Source organism: Pseudomonas sp. Bout1 (genome assembly GCF_034314165.1).
Lineage (GTDB): Bacteria > Pseudomonadota > Gammaproteobacteria > Pseudomonadales > Pseudomonadaceae > Aquipseudomonas.
On the sequence record NZ_JAVIWK010000001.1, the window covers coordinates 6107884 to 6126147 of the forward strand.

The following is an 18264-nucleotide window of genomic DNA, read 5'->3' on the forward strand; positions in this document are numbered from 1 at the left end:
GGCGCCGGGTATGGCTGGCTGGCAAGGCACGGCTTAGGGAAAGCATAGCCCTGGGATCGAGGCCGTAAAAAAACCCCGTATTTATGGCTTGTTTCACAAAAAGTCACGGAACCCTTGGATCGTGCCTAAACTCCAAACTGCGCGGGTTGGACTAATAACCGGCCCCTAGGGCGCTTCGAAGCGCCTGAACCCTTGTCCATTGGTTTGCACACAAAGAGAACAAAGCTATGAAACGGATCCTTCTCGGTACTCTCTTCACCGTCGTCTCCCTCAATGCAATGGCTGAAGCGCCAGGTGGCCCGAACTGCGGTTGGGGCAACATGCTGTTCGAAGGCCAACGCGGCACTCCCGCTCACTTCCTGGCTTCCACCACCAACGGTACTTCGGGCAACGCCACCTTCGGCATGACCTCGGGCACCAACGGCTGTAACACCAACAGCGCACTGACCTACGGCGGCAAATCGTGGATTGCCATGAATGGCATGATGAACGAGCTGTCCGAAGACATGGCCAAGGGTAACGGCGAAGCGCTGACCACCTACGCCGTGGTACTGGGCGTTGCTCCTGAAGACCGCGAGCACTTTGCCGCTGTGACTCACGAGCACTTCCAGCAAATCTTCAGCAAGGCTGACGTAACCGCTGATGACGTGCATAACAACACCCTGGCTGTACTGAAAAGCGACACCCGTCTGGCGAAATACGCTACCCAGGCTTAAGCTCGACCCACCCGTGCCTTTCGAGGCACGGGTTTTATTATTTTTGGACCTGCCTCCCCTTTGGGTCTTTTTTATCTCGACTTAAGTTGCCCACATGCTCAAACGCCTTGCCTACCTGGCACTCTTCGCCTGCGCCCCGCTGTATGCGGCGCCGCACCTTGATGATCAACGTTTGCAGCAACTGGCCAACGACCCGTTCTGGCTTTCGCTGGGGCATTACGAGTCCGGCAAGTTCGAAGGCTGGCGCAGTTATGTCAGCGACAAGAAATTCTTCCTCGCACCCGATGGCGCCCACCATCCGGACCAGGAACTGAAGGCCACCGTAGAGGCACTGTATGCCCCGGCCAGCCTCGGCGAAAAACACACCCAATGCGTTTACCCGGCACGCACCCGCTGGCTCAAGGACCAGTTGCACCTGACTGACCTGCCGGCGCTGGAATGCAAGGAATTCAAGCAATGGTTCAAGGACGTCGCCCCCCACAGCGCGGTGATGATCTTCCCGGCGGCCTACCTCAACAGTCCGTCGTCAATGTTCGGCCACACCCTGCTGCGCATCGACCAGGCTGACGTGCAGAGCAACAACACCGCCCTGCTCAGCTACGCGATCAACTTCGGCGCCTACATCGAAGGCTCGGACAACAGCATCCTCTACGCCTGGAAGGGCCTGATGGGCGGCTATCCGGGCTTGTTTGCCCTGGTGCCCTACCAGGAAAAACTCTCGGAATACCGTAGCCTGGAAAACCGCGACCTGTGGGAATACCGCCTGAACCTGACCCAGGTCGAGACCGAGCGCATGGTCGAGCACGTGTGGGAGCTCAAGCAGATCCAGTTCGACTACTTCTTCTTCGACGAAAACTGCTCCTATCGCCTGCTGGAACTGCTGCAAGTGGCCCGCCCAAGCCTGCGGCTGACCGAACAGTTCCCGCTGACCGCCATCCCCACCGACACGGTCAAAGCCGTGAAAGAAGCCGGCCTGGTGGAGAAAATCGACTATCGCCCATCCCGTGAGCGCGAACTGCTGGAACGTGCCAAGCCGCTGGACAGCGACGAGCAGCAATGGGTGCTGAAGATCAGCGACGACCAGAAACAACTGCAAGACCCGGCCTTCAAGACCATCGCCAAAGAGCGCCAGGCCCTGATCATCGACGCCGCCTACCGCCTCGGCCGCTACCGCGCCAACGGTTTGGAGCGCGACACCGAACGTTCGCAGCGCAGCTTCGAACTGCTGCGGGCAATCAACCAGAACCCGGCGCCCGACCTGAACATCGAACGCCCTGGGCTGCCCGAAGACGGCCACGAATCCCGCACCTGGCAAGCCGGCATCGGCACCCGCGGCGACAAGGCCTTCGGCGAATACGGCCTGCGCATGGCCTACCACGACCTGAATGACAACGCCGAAGGCTTCCCCCTGGGCGCACAGATCGAAATCCTGCAAATGAAACTGCGCCAGTACGAAGGCAATCACTGGCAGTTGCAGCAACTGGACCTGGCGACGATTCGCTCACTGACCCCGCGCAACGAACTGCTGCAGCCTTGGTCCTGGCAAGTCACCGGCGGCCTTGAGCGCGTACCGGGCAAGCATGACGATGAAACGCTGGTCAGCCACGTCAACGGCGGCGCCGGCGGCACCTGGCAACTGCGCGACGACATGCTCGGCTTCGCCCTCGGCACTGTGCGCGTGGAACACAACAGCGACTTTGGCGAAGCGATCTCCCCGGCGGCCGGGTTCAATACGGGTGTGCTGTGGCGCAACCCGCTGGGCAACCTGAGCCTGGAAGCCAAGGGTGATTTCTTCACCAATGGCGAAGTGCGGCGCAGTATCAGCCTGAATCAACAGTGGGAATTGTCGCGCAACCTGGGGCTGAGATTGAGTGCCCAGCGTGAATACAGCCACCTGGCGACACCGGTGAACGAGGTGATGCTGGAGGTGAAGTGGTATCACTATTAATCCGTCAGGAGCTTCAACAGACATGGCCGTCAACTGCATCAGCCTTGAACAGGTCCGGGAAAACATCGACCGTCTCGATCGACAGATCGTCACCCTATTGGCCGAACGGGGCGGCTTTGTCTCCCAGGCTGCGCGGTTCAAAAAAGACAGTGACGGGATTAAAGCGCCTCAGCGGGTTGAGTAGGTGATTGCCAAGGTTCGCGATCTCGCTCACACCGTTGGCGGTAACGCTGACGTCACAGAGCAAGTTTATAGGGCGATGATTGCAGCGTTCATCCAGCAAGAACTGGCCGAACACACGGCCCTCACACTTAACTCAACCGCGCCATAACCCTTGTGGTGAGGGAGCTTGCTCCCGCTGGGCTGCGCAGCGGCCCCACAGCCAGACACCTCACCCTATCTGAAATATCTCAGTAGCCTGAACAAGGGGCCGCTTCGCGCCCCAACGGGAGCAAGCTCTCTCGCCACAAGTTCAGCGCCGCCTTGAAGTAGCAAGCCGCCTACGAATTCAATCTCGGCTCAGAAATTTTCCCGCCCCTCTCAAGTCATTGATAAATAAGCGCGAAAAATCATACGGTTTTTTAGCTTTTTTCATCCGACGCGAATCGGCTTTATTACATTCTCTTTATCAGAATTAATGTCTAGTATCGGACGGCAATCAAATTGCCACCATCTCTATACACGGATCTGAATAGATAAGAGGCTTATATGGAATTCTTTGAAAAGCTCACCAACTTGGCGGCTAAGGTTCGCCTGCAAGGACCCGCCATCCAAACGGAAGAAGCCACAAAAAACGCTTTTGTAATGCCGTTTATAAATACGGTGTTGGGCTACGACGTATTTGACCCTCAAGAAGTAACGCCGGAATTTGTCTGCGATATCGGGACGAAAAAAGGTGAAAAAATTGATTACGCCATTATGAAAAATGGCGAAGTCCAGATACTCATAGAATGCAAAAAAATTGGTGAGTCACTGAGCATCAACCACGCTTCGCAATTGTTTCGCTATTTCCACGTCACAAGCGCGAGGATATCGATTCTTACCAACGGTCAGGTCTATCGATTTTTCACTGATCTGGACGCTCCCAACAAAATGGATGAAAAGCCTTTTTTAGAGCTGGACTTACTGGACATTGATGAATATTCAGTACCGGAACTGATCAAGCTGACGAAGTCTGCATTCGATGTAGATTCGATTATCAACGCCGCCGGCGAGCTGAAATACGTCAGCCAAATCAAAAAAGTTATCGCCGCGCAGATCAGCAAGCCGGACGATGACTTCGTCAAGGTCTTCGCTTCTCGGGTGTACGAAGGAGTGATTACACAGAAAGTCCGAGAGCAGTTTTTTGAGTTGACTCGAAAGGCGTTAAGCCAGTTTCTCAACGACCAGATCAATGATCGACTTAAGTCAGCCATGAGTGGGTCCATTCAGCCGGCTCTAGCCTCATTGCCCACTTCTCTCGCCGCTAACACCGAAATTACAGAGCGTGAGGAGTCAGAAGATAAAATACTCACTACTCTGGAAGAACTTGAGGGATATCACATAGTAAGGGCTGTCGTACGTTCTGTTGTGGATGCTAAACGAATCGTACAGCGGGATACACAGAGCTATTTTGGGATATTGCTGGACGACAATAATCGCAAGCCGATTTGTCGCCTTCACTTCAACCGCAGTCAAAAATACATTGGGATTTTTGACGAGGAGAAAAATGAAACCCGACATGCAATATCCTCGATTGACGAGATTTACGAGTACTCAGACCACTTGAAGAAAACTGTGGGTTACTACGATTGAAGGCTGGCGGGTAGAGGTCGAACACTTTTGTGGGCCCGTCGGAGTAATGTGGTGAGGGCTGCTGCGCAGCCCAGCGCGGGGCAAGCCCGCTCACCACAGCAAGGCCGCTCACCATAGGGATAAGGGCTTGTCTCTAGGCGACGGGTGTCATCGATTGAGTGAGGTCGTCTACCACTGCCTTGCCTGTCTTGCATCAACCCTTTAACTCAACGCCTTTCTCACGTCCCTTTCACATCTCCCCAACGAATCGCCTTCTAGACTTCCCCCATCAGCCGTTTACCGGCCAGGGAGCAAGCGATGTGGCGGTACGCAGTAATGTTGGGCCTGTTGGCCTTGCTGTCGGGTTGCCAATCAACCCACGAAGATTTGCTGGCCAAGGGTTACCCACCCGCCTTCGCCGACGGCTACGACGACGGTTGCAGCAGCGGCCGCCAGGCCGCCGGGGTGATTACCGGGGAATTTCGCAAGAACGTTCCCCGCTACCTGAAAGACCGAACCTACGCCGAAGGCTGGGATGACGGCTTTCGCCAGTGCAAAGCCATGCGCGAGAACGAAGACCTCAATGACTACAAGAACCGCCATTGGGACGACCGCGAACGCGCCTGGCAACAGGAAAAAGACCGCGACGCCGCTCGGGCCTATCGCTCGCCATAGGTCGTTTTCAGACATCCGGCGAAACTTAACCTCTGCAACCATGGCCCAAACTCCATAGCAGGAGAACGTCATGAGTCGAGCTTTCGTCAATGAAGACAGCGCCGCCGCCCAGGCCAGCCAGCCGGTGGAACGCCAGGTGAGTGCGCAACCCAATCACCTTACCGCCCGCGGGCTTGCACAATTGCAGGCCAAGGTGGCGCAGTTGCAGAGCGAGCACGGCGAAGAGTCTGCCAAGGGCGAGCGGGCCGATAAACGGCGCCAGGCCGACCTTGAGCGGGATTTGCGTTACTTCAACCAACGCCTGCAAAGCGCGCAAGTCGTGGCCCCGGCGACCTCCACCGACAAGGTGCAGATCGGCAGTTGGGTGACCTTCGCCAATGAACAGGACGAAGAGCAGCGTATTCAGTTGGTGGGCGAAGACCAGGCCGATGCCGCGGTGGGCCTGATCAACTGGGGTTCGCCGCTGGGCCGGGCGCTGCTGGGTGCGCAGGTGGGTGACGAGGTGCTGTGGAAGCGCCCCGTCGGTGACCAGTTGATCGAAATCCTGCGCATCGAGCCCGAGGTTTAGACGATGCCTTGGGCCAGCATCGCGTCCGCGACTTTCACAAAGCCTGCGATGTTCGCGCCCTTCACGTAGTTGACCCGGCCGTTCTCTTCGCCGTAATGCACGCACGCATGGTGGATCGACTGCATGATGCTGTGCAGCTTGCTGTCCACTTCACCGGCGGTCCACAGCAGGCGCATGGCGTTCTGCGACATCTCCAGCCCGCTTACCGCCACGCCGCCCGCATTGGACGCCTTGCCCGGCGCGAACAGGATGCCGGCCTCGATAAAGATATCCACAGCCTCAAGGGTGGTGGGCATGTTGGCGCCTTCGGCCACGCACACGCAGCCATTGCGCAATAGGGTGCGGGCTGCTTCGGCGTCCAGTTCGTTCTGGGTCGCACAGGGCAGCGCGATGTCACACGCCAGTTCCCAAGGCGCTTTGCCGGCGCGGAATTCCAGGCCAAAACGCGACGCCAGTTCGCTGATGCGCCCGCGCTGCACGTTTTTCAGCTCAAGCAGCGCCGACCATTGTTCTTCGGTCAAACCGCTTTCGCAGTACAGGGTGCCTTCGGAGTCGGACAGGGAAATCACTTTGCCGCCCAGGTCCATGACCTTGCGCGCCGCGTATTGGGCGACGTTGCCGGAGCCGGAGATGGCCACGCGCTTGCCTTCGACCCGCTCGCCATTTCGCTTGAGCATTTCTTCAGCGAAGTACACACAGCCAAAACCGGTAGCTTCCGGGCGGATCAGGCTGCCGCCGTAGCTCATGCCCTTGCCGGTCAGCACCGAAGTGAACTGGTTGCTCAGGCGCTTGTACTGGCCAAACAGGAAGCCGATCTCCCGGGCGCCCACGCCGATATCACCGGCGGGCACATCCACGTCCGAGCCGATATGGCGATACAACTCGCTCATGAACGCCTGGCAGAACCGCATCACCTCGGCGTCGCTCTTGCCCTTGGGGTCGAAGTCCGAGCCGCCTTTGCCGCCGCCCATTGGCAACGAGGTCAGGGAGTTCTTGAAGGTTTGTTCGAACGCGAGGAATTTCAGCACGCCCAGGTTTACCGACGGGTGGAAACGCAGGCCGCCCTTGTACGGGCCGATGGCGCTGTTCATCTGGATCCGGAACCCGCGGTTCACCCGTACCTTGCCTTGGTCATCTTCCCACGACACCCGGAACACAATCGCACGCTCCGGCTCGCAGATGCGCTCCAGGATGCCCGAGGTCAGGTAGTGGGGATTGGCTTCAAGAAATGGCCACAAACTGCGCAGGACTTCTTCCACGGCCTGGTGGAATTCAGGCTGGTCAGGGTCGCGTTTCTTGAGACGGGCAAGGAAGGATTCAACGGATTCAATCATGAAAAGTCTCGGCAAATTTATTGTCGTTAAAGGAGATTTGTCCGGGACTTTATCAATTCATGTCGCACCGCGACAGGGCGAAATGTCGCTTTTGTGAATTTAAATGGTGCATTGGATATAAATACAGGCGGTTTTTGCACCTTAATGAGGATTTCAATCCAGGCCTTGCACCAACAGTTAACCCGCTATCGCAGGCAAGCCAGCTCCCACATTTGGAATGCATTTCAACTGTGGGAGCTGGCTTGCCTGCGATGAATCCACCTCGGTCCAGCTGAAAAAATGCAAAAAAAAGCGGAGCCACAAAGGGCTCCGCTTTTTCAAACCACCAACCTGAATCAGGCCAGTTTCTTGTGCCGCACACGGTGCGGCTGTGCAGCGGCTTCGCCGAGGCGTTTCTTGCGATCGGCTTCGTATTCGGTGTAGTTGCCTTCGAAGAACACCGCTTGGGAGTCGTCTTCGTACGCCAGGATGTGAGTGGCCACGCGGTCAAGGAACCACCGATCGTGAGAGATCACAATGGCGGCGCCCGGGAAGTCCAGCAGAGCTTCTTCCAGGGAACGCAGGGTTTCAACGTCGAGGTCGTTTGACGGTTCGTCGAGCAGCAACACGTTGCCGCCTTCCTTCAAGGTCAGGGCCAGGTGCAAGCGACCGCGCTCACCACCGGACAGGTCCTTGACGAACTTCTGCTGATCGCCGCCCTTGAAGTTGAAACGGCCAACATAGGTGCGCGACGGGATTTCATAGTTGCCGATACGGATCTGGTCGGAGCCGTCGGAAATCTGCTGGAACACGGTCTTGCTGCCGTCGAGGTCGTCGCGGCTCTGGTCCACGCAAGCCAGTTGCACGGTTTCGCCGACTTCGATGCTGCCCGAGTCCGGTTGTTCCTTGCCCATCAGCATGCGGAACAGGGTGGATTTACCCGCGCCGTTACCGCCGATCACGCCAACGATGGCGCCTTTAGGCATGGAGAACGACAGGTTGTCGATCAACACGCGGTCGCCGTAGCCCTTGGAGACGTTCTTGAACTCGATGACCTTGTCACCCAGGCGCGGACCGGCCGGGATGTAGATTTCGTTGGTCTCGGAACGCTTCTGGAATTCCTGGGACTGCATTTCCTCGAAGCGTTGCAGACGAGCCTTGGATTTGGACTGACGCGCCTTGGCGCCTTTACGCACCCATTCCAGTTCGTCTTTCATGGCCTTTTCATGGGCCGACTGCTGCTTGGATTCGGCCGCCAGACGGTCGGACTTGGCTTCCAGCCAACCGGAGTAGTTGCCCTCGTAAGGGATACCCGCGCCACGGTCGAGTTCCAGAATCCAGCCGGCAACGTTGTCCAGGAAGTAGCGGTCGTGCGTGATCGCAACCACGGTGCCCGGGAAGTCGTGGAGGAAGTGCTCCAGCCAGGCGACGGAATCGGCGTCCAGGTGGTTGGTGGGTTCGTCGAGCAGCAGCATGTCGGGAGCCGACAGCAGCAGGCGGCACAGGGCCACGCGACGCTTTTCACCACCAGACAGGTGTTCAATCTTGGCATCCCACGCCGGCAGGCGCAGCGCATCGGCGGCGACTTCCAGTTGGCGGTCCAGGTTGTGGCCGTCGCTGGCTTGCAGGATGGCTTCAAGCTTGGCCTGTTCTGCTGCCAGTTTGTCGAAGTCGGCATCTTCTTCAGCGTAAGCCGCGTAAACCTCGTCCAGGCGGGCCTGGGCGTTCTTGATTACGCTGACCGCTTCCTCGACCACTTCACGCACGGTCTTGGTTGGGTCCAGGATCGGCTCTTGTGGCAGGTAGCCAATGTTCAGGTCGGGCATCGGGCGGGCTTCGCCGTCGAACTCGGTGTCGACGCCGGCCATGATTTTCAACAGCGTGGATTTACCCGAACCGTTGAGGCCGAGCACGCCGATCTTGGCGCCCGGGAAGAAGGACAGAGAAATGTTTTTCAGAATTTCCCGCTTCGGCGGAACAACTTTTCCCAGCCGATGCATGGTGAAAACGTATTGAGCCATGGTGAACCTAGCGTCAGTGACTGATGAATTAAGCGGGCGAAGCCCGTGCCAGGCCATGCGCCGCGCGGGCCTTTGATAACGATCAATGCCTGCGTACGGTAGATGCCTGATTGTCTGGGGCTGGAACGCCCTCGCGTAACCGGCAAAGCTACCTCAATGCAGGTGGGCAGTCCAGCCAGGCAGGGCTGGCACTTTGCCACAACACAAGGCATGCTAGCCGCCCTTCGGGCGTCCGGCTTATAGTGCACGTCGCGCCAGTCCAGCCAAACCGCAGGATCACAGTTTGTCCAACGTAACAAAGCCAACTCCCCTGCGAGCCGCTCATATAGCGCCGGGAGCGCCCCTGCACGGAACCCTCAAGGGCGCACTGGCGACGCTGGTCCTGCTGCTGCTCGCGTTATTGTTCTGGCAACTGCTGGACCAGTTACAGCAAAACCAGAAAAACCAGCAGCAATACACCATCGACTACAGTGCCGACCTGGCCGAGCAGATCAGCCTTAACATGGCCCTCAGTGCGCAGATTGCGCTGAACCTGCTACCGATCGTCGAGCCGCCGCGGGACACCGAACAGCAACAAATCCTGATGCGCACGCTGCAACGTTCCCTGCCGGAACTGCGCAGTGTCGCCCTGCTCGCCCCCAGCGGCGCGATGATCAGCGACAGCGCCAACGACAGCCAGGACAGCGCCTGGCTCGAAGAGCTGGTCAAGCGCAGCCATGCCCAGTCCTACTACTTGAGCAACAATAACGACGGCACCGTCATCTACCTGCTGCTGCATCAGCCCAGCGGCGGCGCAAAAATGTACTGGGCCTTGCGCCTGGCACCCAATTACCTGGCGAACCTGACCCGCCAGGACGGCCAGGGCCAGCGCCCGATGTGGGTCATTGAAAACCGCCTCAACCACCGGGTGGTCAGCCGTGACACGGGCATGCCGGCCCAGTGGGCTTCGGCGCTGACCCCGGATGAATTGAACAAAAGTGTATTGGTCACGCCCCTGAGCAAGAGTGACTGGCAACTGCGCGGCCTGTTCGACCGCGCCGCGGTGCTGGAACAACTGCTGCCGGCCTTTATCGGCAAATGCCTGCTGGGCCTGGCGTTCTCGCTGATCCCGGTAATCGTGCTGCTGAACATGCGCCGTCGCCAGCGCCAGGTGCACGAGGGGCGCCGCCGCTACCAGGATATTTTCGAAGGCACCGGCGTGGCGCTGTGCGTGCTTGACCTGTCCGGCCTGCGTGCGTTCTTCGGTAAGTCCCAATTGCAGACCCGCGAGCAACTGCAACAGTTGCTGCTGGCCAACCCGGAACAGCGCCAGCAACTGCTTAAGGAACTGCGCATTACCGAGGTCAACCAGGTGGCAGTACGCCTGTTGAATGTGGCCTCTTGCGAACAAGCCTGGGAGCGCCTGATCGACGCTTGCCCGTCGAGCCCTACCGCCATCGGCAACCAGGTGATCGACGCGGTGCTGACCCAACAGAAGCAACTGGAACTGGAAATCCAACTCAGCGATCTTCACGGTAATGACCAATACCTGTGGCTGGTGATGCGCCTGCCGGAACAACAAGACGACTTCAAGGCCGTGATCCTGAGCATCAGCGACATCACCAGCCGCAAGCTGATCGAGTTGTCGCTGGTGGAGCGCGAGGGTTTCTGGTCGGACGTGGTGCGTACCGTGCCCGATCACCTGTATGTGCAGGATGTGATCAGCCAACGGATGATCTTCAGCAACCATCACCTGGGCCATACCCTGGGCTACAACAAGCCCGAGCTGCAGCAGATGGGCGAATACTTCTGGGAAATCCTGCTGCACCCCGAAGACGCCGAACGCTACCACGACCTGCGCCTGCAACAGCGCCAGGCCGGCTACTTGAGCCAGCTTCAGTGCCAGCTGCGCTTTCGCCATCGCAACAACCAATGGCGGCGCTTCGACATCCGCGAGCAGGCCCTGGCCCGGGACAAGACCGACCAGGTCACGCGCATCATCGGCGTGGCCAAGGACATCACCGACCAGATCGAGGCCAGCGAATCCCTGCGCGACAGCGAACAGCGCTACCGCATGCTGGCAGAAAGCATCAGCGACGTGATCTTCTCCACCGACAGCAAGCTTGCCCTCAACTATGTCAGCCCGTCGGTGAACGCCGTGCTGGGCTATGACGTCGACTGGATCTTCGAAAACGGCTGGCAGTCGACCATCGCCAACCCCCAACAGTTGAGCGGTATCTACAGCCTGGTGGAGCAAGTCAGCCGCGCCCTGGACCAACCCGAATCCCTGGCCGCCTTGCGCAACGATGTGCAGACCCAGCTGTTCCTGTTCGATTGCCTGCGGGCCGATGGGCGCAAGATCCCGATCGAACTGCGCCTGGTGTTGGTGTGGGACGAACACGGCGCGTTCGAAGGCATCCTCGGCGTGGGCCGTGATATCAGCCAGCAACGCCGTGCGGAAAAAGACCTGCGCATGGCCGCCACGGTCTTTGAACACTCCACCTCGGCGATCCTGATCACCGACCCGGCCGGCTATATCGTGCAGGCCAACGAAGCATTCAGCCGGGTCAGCGGTTATGCGGTGGCAGACGTGCTTGACCAGTTGCCGAACATGCTCACCGTCGACGAACAGCAGGAAGCCCACCTGCGCTACGTACTCAAGCAATTGCACCAGCACAGCACCTGGGAGGGCGAAGTGTGGCTCAAGCGCCGTAACGGCGAGCATTACCCGGCCTGGGTCGGGATTACCGCCGTGTTCGATGACGAAGGCGACCTGGCCAGCTACGTGTGTTTCTTCAGCGACATCAGCGAGCGCAAGGCCAGCGAGCAGCGCATCCACCGCCTGGCCTACTACGACGCCCTGACCCACCTGCCCAACCGCACGCTGTTCCAGGACCGCCTGCACACCGCGTTGCAGTCGGCAGAACGGCAGAAGTCGTGGGTGGTGCTGATGTTCCTCGACCTCGACCGCTTCAAACCGATCAACGATTCGCTGGGCCACGCCGCCGGCGACCGCATGCTCAAGGAAATGGCCACCCGCCTGCTGGGCTGCGTGGCCGAAGACGACACCGTGGCGCGCATGGGCGGCGACGAGTTCACCTTGCTCCTGCAACCACGGGCCAGCCGCGAAATGGCGTTGAACCGGGCGATCAGTGTGGCCGAGCAGATTCTGGCGAGCCTGGTGAAGCCGTTTGTGCTGGAAGGCCGAGAGTTCTTCGTCACCGCCAGTATCGGCATCGCGTTGAGCCCGCAGGATGGCAACGAGTTGAGCCAGTTGATGAAGAACGCCGACACGGCGATGTACCACGCCAAGGAGCGCGGCAAGAACAACTTCCAGTTCTACCAGGCCGACATGAACGCCAGCGCCCTGGAACGCCTGGAACTGGAAAGCGACTTGCGCCACGCCCTGGAACAGAACGAATTCGTGCTGTATTACCAACCGCAGTTCAGCGGCGACGGCAAACGCCTGACCGGCGCCGAAGCTTTGCTGCGCTGGCGCCATCCGCGCCGCGGGCTGGTGCCGCCGGGGGACTTCATCCCGGTGCTGGAGGAACTCGGGCTGGTGGTGGACGTGGGCGACTGGGTGATCAGCGAAGCCTGCCGCCAGCTCAAGACCTGGCACCAGAACAAGGTGCGGGTGCCCAAGGTCTCGGTGAATATCTCGGCCCGACAATTCTCCGACGGGCAACTGGGCGAGCGCATCGCCACCATCCTCAAGGACACCGGCCTGCCGCCGGCGTGCCTGGAGCTGGAGCTGACCGAAAGTATCCTGATGCGCGAGGTCAACGAAGCGATGCAGATCCTCGCCAGCTTGAAAAACCTGGGCCTGAGCATTGCGGTAGACGACTTCGGCACCGGTTATTCATCGCTGAACTACCTCAAGCAATTCCCCATCGACGTGCTGAAGATCGACCGCACCTTTGTCGACGGCCTGCCTTCGGGTGAACAGGACGCACAGATCGCCCGCGCGATTATCGCCATGGCCCACAGCCTGAACCTGGCGGTAATCGCCGAGGGCGTGGAAACCCATGAGCAGTTGGACTTCCTGCGCGAGCACGGTTGCGATGAGGTGCAGGGTTACCTGTTCGGGCGGCCGATGCCGGCGAACCGGTTTGAGGCGCAGTTCAGCAATGATGCGCTGTTCATGTTTGATTAACCCCCCGTAGCAGCTGTCGAGCGTCAGCGAGGCTGCGTAAGCCGCACCGCCGAGCCATCGCCCGGCACTGGACCGAGTCGCTGCCGACGCAGCCTCGCTGGCGCTCGACAGCTGCTACGGGGCTAAGTGAGCCCCGCTTGTCCGCGACATGATGTCCTTTCATATGCCATCTAAAACCCATTGGGTTAGAATGCGCTTCTTTTCTGCCCCCGATCCTTGAGGACCGCCATGTTCAGCCGTGATTTGACCATTGCCAAGTACGACGCCGATCTCTTTGCCGCCATGGAGCAAGAAGCCGTGCGCCAGGAAGAGCACATTGAGCTGATCGCTTCGGAAAACTACACCAGCCCAGCGGTTATGGAGGCTCAAGGTTCGGTTCTGACCAACAAGTACGCCGAAGGCTACCCGGGCAAGCGCTACTACGGCGGTTGCGAGTTCGTCGACATCGTTGAGCAACTGGCCATCGACCGCGCCAAGGAACTGTTCGGCGCCGATTACGCCAACGTCCAGCCACACGCCGGCTCCCAAGCCAACAGCGCCGTGTACCTGGCCCTGCTGCAAGCCGGCGACACCATCCTGGGCATGAGCCTGGCCCACGGCGGTCACCTGACCCACGGTGCCAGCGTTTCCTCCTCCGGCAAGTTGTACAACGCGGTTCAGTACGGCATCGACGGCAATGGCCTGATCGACTACGACGAAGTCGAGCGCCTGGCCGTTGAGCACAAGCCAAAAATGATCGTGGCCGGTTTCTCTGCCTACTCGCAGATCCTGGATTTCCCACGCTTTCGCGCAATCGCTGACAAGGTGGGCGCCTACCTGTTCGTCGACATGGCCCACGTGGCCGGTCTGGTCGCCGCTGGCGTCTACCCGAACCCGGTGCCATTCGCTGACGTGGTGACCACCACTACCCACAAGACCCTGCGCGGTCCACGTGGTGGCCTGATCCTGGCGCGCGCCAACGCCGAGATCGAGAAGAAGCTCAACTCTGCCGTATTCCCAGGCGGCCAGGGTGGCCCGCTGGAGCACGTAATCGCTGCTAAAGCGATCTGCTTCAAGGAAGCCCTGCAGCCTGAGTTCAAGACCTACCAGCAGCAAGTGGTGAAAAACGCCAAGGCCATGGCCGGCGTGTTCATCGAGCGTGGTTTTGATGTGGTGTCCGGCGGTACTGAGAACCACCTGTTCCTGCTGTCGCTGATCAAGCAAGACATCTCCGGTAAAGATGCTGACGCCGCTCTGGGCAAAGCCTTCATCACCGTGAACAAGAACTCGGTACCGAACGACCCACGTTCGCCGTTCGTCACCTCCGGCCTGCGCTTCGGCACCCCGGCTGTGACCACTCGTGGCTTCAAGGAAGCAGAGTGCAAGGAACTGGCTGGCTGGATCTGCGACATCCTGGCTGACCTTTCCAACGAAGCAGTGATTGATTCTGTTCGTGAGAAGGTCAAGGCTATCTGCAAGAAGCTGCCGGTATACGGCGCTTGATTGCAGTTGCTTGAATGAAAAGCCCGGCTCTTGAGCCGGGCTTTTTTATGGCCGATTTCAATTTGAAATAAGGTCAAATGTGGGAGCTGGCTTGCCAGCTCCCACATATTGAGTGCATTTCAAGTCAGGGTTTGGTGGACCCGGGCAAAGCCTTCGCGGATTTTGTCTTCCGGCAACTCGTCGGCAATAAACACAATCACACTTTCACGCGCCTCACCTTCGGCCCATTCGGTGTCCCAATCGAACCCGTAGAGCTTCAGCACGCCCTGGAACACCATGCGCCGGTCTTCGCCTGCGATGTTCAACACGCCTTTGTAACGCAGCAATTGCTTGCCGTGGTCTTCCAACAGCTCGTTCATGAACTCACTGAGCTTGTCGATATCCAGCGGCTGGTCGGTGCGCAGCACCAGGCTCGAGATACGGTCGATGGACGGCGCCTGGCTCACCGGGCGCAGGCTCATGCCGGCGTTGAGGTTGAAGCCGCGCACATCCAAAAGCTCTGCGAGGTCGATCTTGCCGTGCTCCACCACACGAATCGGTGCGCGGCGGTTGATACGGGTCAGGCGCTCGCTGAGAGCGTCGAAGCTGGCTTCATCCACCAGGTCGCGCTTGCTCACCAGCAGGCGGTCGGCAAAACCGATCTGCGCCTGGGCGATGGTCTGGGTCAGGTGATGCTCGGCGTGGGCCGCGTCCACCAGGGTGATGATGCCGTCGAGGATGTAGCGCTCGCGCAGCTCTTCATCGATAAAGAAGGTCTGGGCCACGGGGGCCGGGTCGGCCAGGCCGGTGCACTCGATCACCAGGCGGTCGAAGGCAATCTCGCCGCTGTCCAGGCGTTCGAGCAGCAGGTACAGGGCCTTGGTCAGGTCGGTGTGGATGGTGCAGCACACGCAGCCATTGGACAGGGTCATGACTTGCACCGGCTCGCTGCCCAGCAGTTGGGTGTCGATACCGGCGTCGCTGAATTCGTTTTCGATCACGGCGATTTTCAAGCCGTGCTCGGCCTTGAGCAGGTGGCGCAACAAGGTGGTTTTGCCAGCGCCGAGGAAGCCGCTGAGGATGGTGACGGGGATGGGGGTTAACAAAACAACGATCTCCCATGCGCTAAAAGAACTGTAGGAGCCCGGCTTGCCGGCGATGGCGGTGTGAAGATCGCTATCGCCGGCAAGCCGGGCTCCTACAGTCGTGGTGTTGGGTTCAAGTACGGTGTTTCAACAGCACTTGGGCCCACCCTTGCCGCCGTAACGGGCTTCCTGGCGTTCCCGGAAGAACGCCTTGTAGTCCATCATCGGCTTGTCCGGGTGTTTGGTTTGCATATGCTCGACGTAGGTGTCGTAGTCGGGCATGCCGACCATCAGGCGTGCGGCCTGACCGAGGTATTTACCGAGGCGACTGATGTCATTGAACATGATTGCAATCCTCTATCAAGCGTCCGGGATGGCCTGGTATGGCGCTTCTTTATCCGTACGTTCCTTTTTGCCCCAGGCGGCAATGCCGACCTTGAGCGCATAGAACAGGATGCTGAATACCACGAACAGGAACAGCGCCGTCAGCGTTGCGTTGGTGTAGGCGTTCCAGATCACGTGTTGCATCTGGTCGATGCTCTTGGCCGGAGCGAGGATCTGGCCAGCAGCCAATGCATCGCTGTACTTCTTGGCCAGCGACAGGAAGCCAATCGCCGGGTTAGCGTCGAACAGCTTGATGAAGCCCGCAGTCACGGTGCAGATCAGCAGCCATACAGCCGGCAGCATGGTCACCCAGATGTAGCGCTGGCGCTTCATTTTGATCAGCACAACGGTGGCGAGCATCAGTGCAATACCGGCCAGCATCTGGTTGGAGATACCGAACAGCGGCCACAAGGTGTTGATACCGCCCAGTGGGTCGATCACGCCTTGGTACAGCAGGTAACCCCACATCGCCACACACCCTGCGGTGGCGATCAGGTTGGCCGTCCAGGACTCGGTACGCTTGAGCGCCGGCACGAAGGAGCCGAGCAGATCCTGAAGCATGAAGCGACCGGCACGGGTACCGGCATCCACGGCAGTCAGGATGAACAGCGCTTCGAACAGGATCGCAAAGTGGTACCAGAATGCCATGGTGTTTTCACCCGGCAGCACACTGTGCAGGATCTGCGCGATACCCACCGCCAGGGTCGGCGCACCGCCGGCACGCGCCAGGATGGTGGTTTCACCGATGTCATGCGCCACTGCCTGCAACGCTTGCGGGGTAATCGCAAACCCCCAGCTGCTGACAGTTTGCGCCACGGTCACCACGTCGGCGCCAACAATGGCGGCCGGGCTGTTCATGGCGAAGTACACGCCGGGTTCGATCACCGAAGCGGCAACCATCGCCATGATGGCCACGAACGACTCCATCAACATGCCGCCATAACCGATGTAACGGGCGTGCCCTTCACTGGCCAGCAACTTGGGCGTGGTGCCCGAGGCGATCAGTGCGTGGAAACCCGAGACCGCGCCACAGGCGATAGTGATGAACAGGAACGGAAACAGGCCGCCCTTCCACACCGGGCCGGTGCCATCGATAAACTGGGTCAGCGCCGGCATTTTCAGGTCGGGCATGGTCACCAGGATGCCAATCGCCAGGGCGATGATGGTGCCGATTTTCAGGAAGGTAGACAGGTAGTCACGTGGCGCGAGGATCAGCCACACCGGCAACACCGCCGCAACAAAGCCATAACCCACCAGCATCCAGGTGATCTGGATCCCGGTGAAACTGAAGGCCTTGGCCCATACCGGGTCAGCGGCAATCTGCCCGCCCAGCCAGATCGAGCCCAGCAGCAACAGCACGCCGACAATCGAGATTTCGCCGATGCGGCCCGGGCGGATGTAGCGCATATAAATGCCCATGAACATCGCGATCGGGATGGTCGCCATCACCGTGAAGATGCCCCACGGGCTTTCGGCCAGGGCCTTGACCACGATCAGCGCCAGCACCGCAAGGATGATGATCATGATCAGGAAGCAGCCAAACAGCGCGATGGTCCCAGGCACACGGCCCATTTCTTCGCGAACCATGTCCCCCAGGGAACGGCCGTTACGACGTGTAGACAGGAACAGGACCATGAAGTCCTGCACCGCCCCCGCCAGCACCACGCCGGCGATCAGCCATAACGTGCCGGGCAGGTAACCCATCTGCGCCGCCAGTACCGGGCCGACCAAAGGCCCCGCGCCGGCGATTGCCGCGAAGTGGTGACCGAAAAGAATGTGTTTGTTGGTCGGCACATAGTCCAGACCGTCGTTGTTGAGCACGGCGGGGGTAGCCCGCAGTGGATCGAGCTGCATCACATGGTTAGCGATGAACAGACTGTAGTAACGGTAAGCAACCAGATAAATGGCCACTGCTGCGACCACAATCCACAAGGCGTTGATCGCCTCGCCGCGGCGCAAGGCCACTACGCCCAGGGCGCACGCTCCTACGATTGCCAGCAGCAGCCAGGGTAGATGGCGTAGCAGGCTATTATTATTTTTCATTTTTATATTCCAGCCAGGGTGGACAGAAAGACAGCCATCCCGAGTTTAGCGCTACTGGCCTCAAAGGCCACCCCCCTACGTTGGTCTAGAGCCTTGGCGGGGCGAAAAAAGCAGAAAAAACCGCCCCATGATGGCGCAGGGC

Annotated in this window: 12 protein-coding genes and 1 pseudogene; 8 read left to right on the forward strand and 5 right to left on the reverse strand. The window is 59.3% G+C overall.

The window, feature by feature from the left end; genetic code table 11:
• Positions 1-227: 227 nt before the first annotated feature.
• The 6 genes and pseudogenes from RGV33_RS28300 to RGV33_RS28325 all read left to right on the forward strand — a co-directional run bounded on the left by RGV33_RS28300 (position 228) and on the right by RGV33_RS28325 (position 5680).
• Positions 228-716 carry a DUF3015 domain-containing protein gene (locus RGV33_RS28300; RefSeq protein ID WP_094952935.1) on the forward strand — a complete coding sequence of 163 codons (489 nt, stop codon included), beginning with the start codon at positions 228-230 and terminating at the stop codon, positions 714-716.
• A 94-nt stretch (positions 717-810) separates the two neighbouring features.
• Positions 811-2664, forward strand: a complete 1854-nt coding sequence (locus RGV33_RS28305) for a DUF4105 domain-containing protein (RefSeq protein WP_322147613.1) — start codon at positions 811-813, stop codon at positions 2662-2664.
• Positions 2665-2686: 22 nt separating this feature from the next.
• Positions 2687-2995: pseudogene (locus RGV33_RS28310) on the forward strand (chorismate mutase).
• 377 nt (positions 2996-3372) lie between these two features.
• Positions 3373-4458 carry a type I restriction endonuclease gene (locus tag RGV33_RS28315; protein WP_322147615.1) on the forward strand — a complete coding sequence of 362 codons (1086 nt, stop codon included), beginning with the start codon at positions 3373-3375 and terminating at the stop codon, positions 4456-4458.
• A 297-nt stretch (positions 4459-4755) separates the two neighbouring features.
• A complete protein-coding gene (locus RGV33_RS28320; RefSeq protein WP_322147617.1) occupies positions 4756-5112 on the forward strand; it encodes a hypothetical protein in 357 nt (118 codons plus the stop codon).
• Between the two features lie 70 nt (positions 5113-5182).
• Positions 5183-5680: a GreA/GreB family elongation factor gene (locus tag RGV33_RS28325; RefSeq protein ID WP_322147618.1), complete on the forward strand. Its 498-nt coding sequence runs from the start codon at positions 5183-5185 to the stop codon at positions 5678-5680.
• On the opposite strand, the gene gdhA is transcribed toward RGV33_RS28325, so the two are convergent.
• Both gdhA and ettA read right to left on the reverse strand, forming a co-directional pair.
• Positions 5677-7014 carry an NADP-specific glutamate dehydrogenase gene (gene gdhA, locus RGV33_RS28330; protein WP_322147619.1) on the reverse strand — a complete coding sequence of 446 codons (1338 nt, stop codon included), beginning with the start codon at positions 7012-7014 and terminating at the stop codon, positions 5677-5679. The two genes, RGV33_RS28325 and gdhA, sit on opposite strands and share 4 nt — an antisense overlap.
• Before the next feature lie 335 nt (positions 7015-7349).
• Positions 7350-9014: an energy-dependent translational throttle protein EttA gene (gene ettA, locus RGV33_RS28335; protein ID WP_322147620.1), complete on the reverse strand. Its 1665-nt coding sequence runs from the start codon at positions 9012-9014 to the stop codon at positions 7350-7352.
• 283 nt (positions 9015-9297) lie between these two features.
• On the opposite strand from ettA, the gene RGV33_RS28340 reads away from it, so the two are divergent.
• Together RGV33_RS28340 and glyA are read left to right on the forward strand one after the other, a co-directional pair.
• Complete coding sequence (locus tag RGV33_RS28340) at positions 9298-13149, forward strand: EAL domain-containing protein (protein ID WP_322147621.1); 3852 nt, start codon at positions 9298-9300, stop codon at positions 13147-13149.
• Positions 13150-13377: 228 nt separating this feature from the next.
• Complete coding sequence (gene glyA / locus RGV33_RS28345) at positions 13378-14631, forward strand: serine hydroxymethyltransferase (protein WP_322147623.1); 1254 nt, start codon at positions 13378-13380, stop codon at positions 14629-14631.
• Between the two features lie 119 nt (positions 14632-14750).
• Here glyA and yjiA read toward each other — a convergent pair whose 3' ends face one another.
• The 3 genes from yjiA to RGV33_RS28360 form a co-directional block, all read right to left on the reverse strand.
• Positions 14751-15716 (reverse strand): GTPase, encoded by a 966-nt coding sequence (yjiA, locus tag RGV33_RS28350; RefSeq protein ID WP_322147625.1) that lies wholly within the window; start codon positions 15714-15716, stop codon positions 14751-14753.
• A 126-nt stretch (positions 15717-15842) separates the two neighbouring features.
• Entirely contained in the window at positions 15843-16040 is a 198-nt protein-coding gene (locus RGV33_RS28355) for a YbdD/YjiX family protein (RefSeq protein WP_003176208.1), read from the reverse strand.
• Between the two features lie 15 nt (positions 16041-16055).
• Entirely contained in the window at positions 16056-18122 is a 2067-nt protein-coding gene (locus tag RGV33_RS28360; RefSeq protein WP_322147629.1) for a carbon starvation CstA family protein, read from the reverse strand.
• Positions 18123-18264 lie beyond the last annotated feature (142 nt).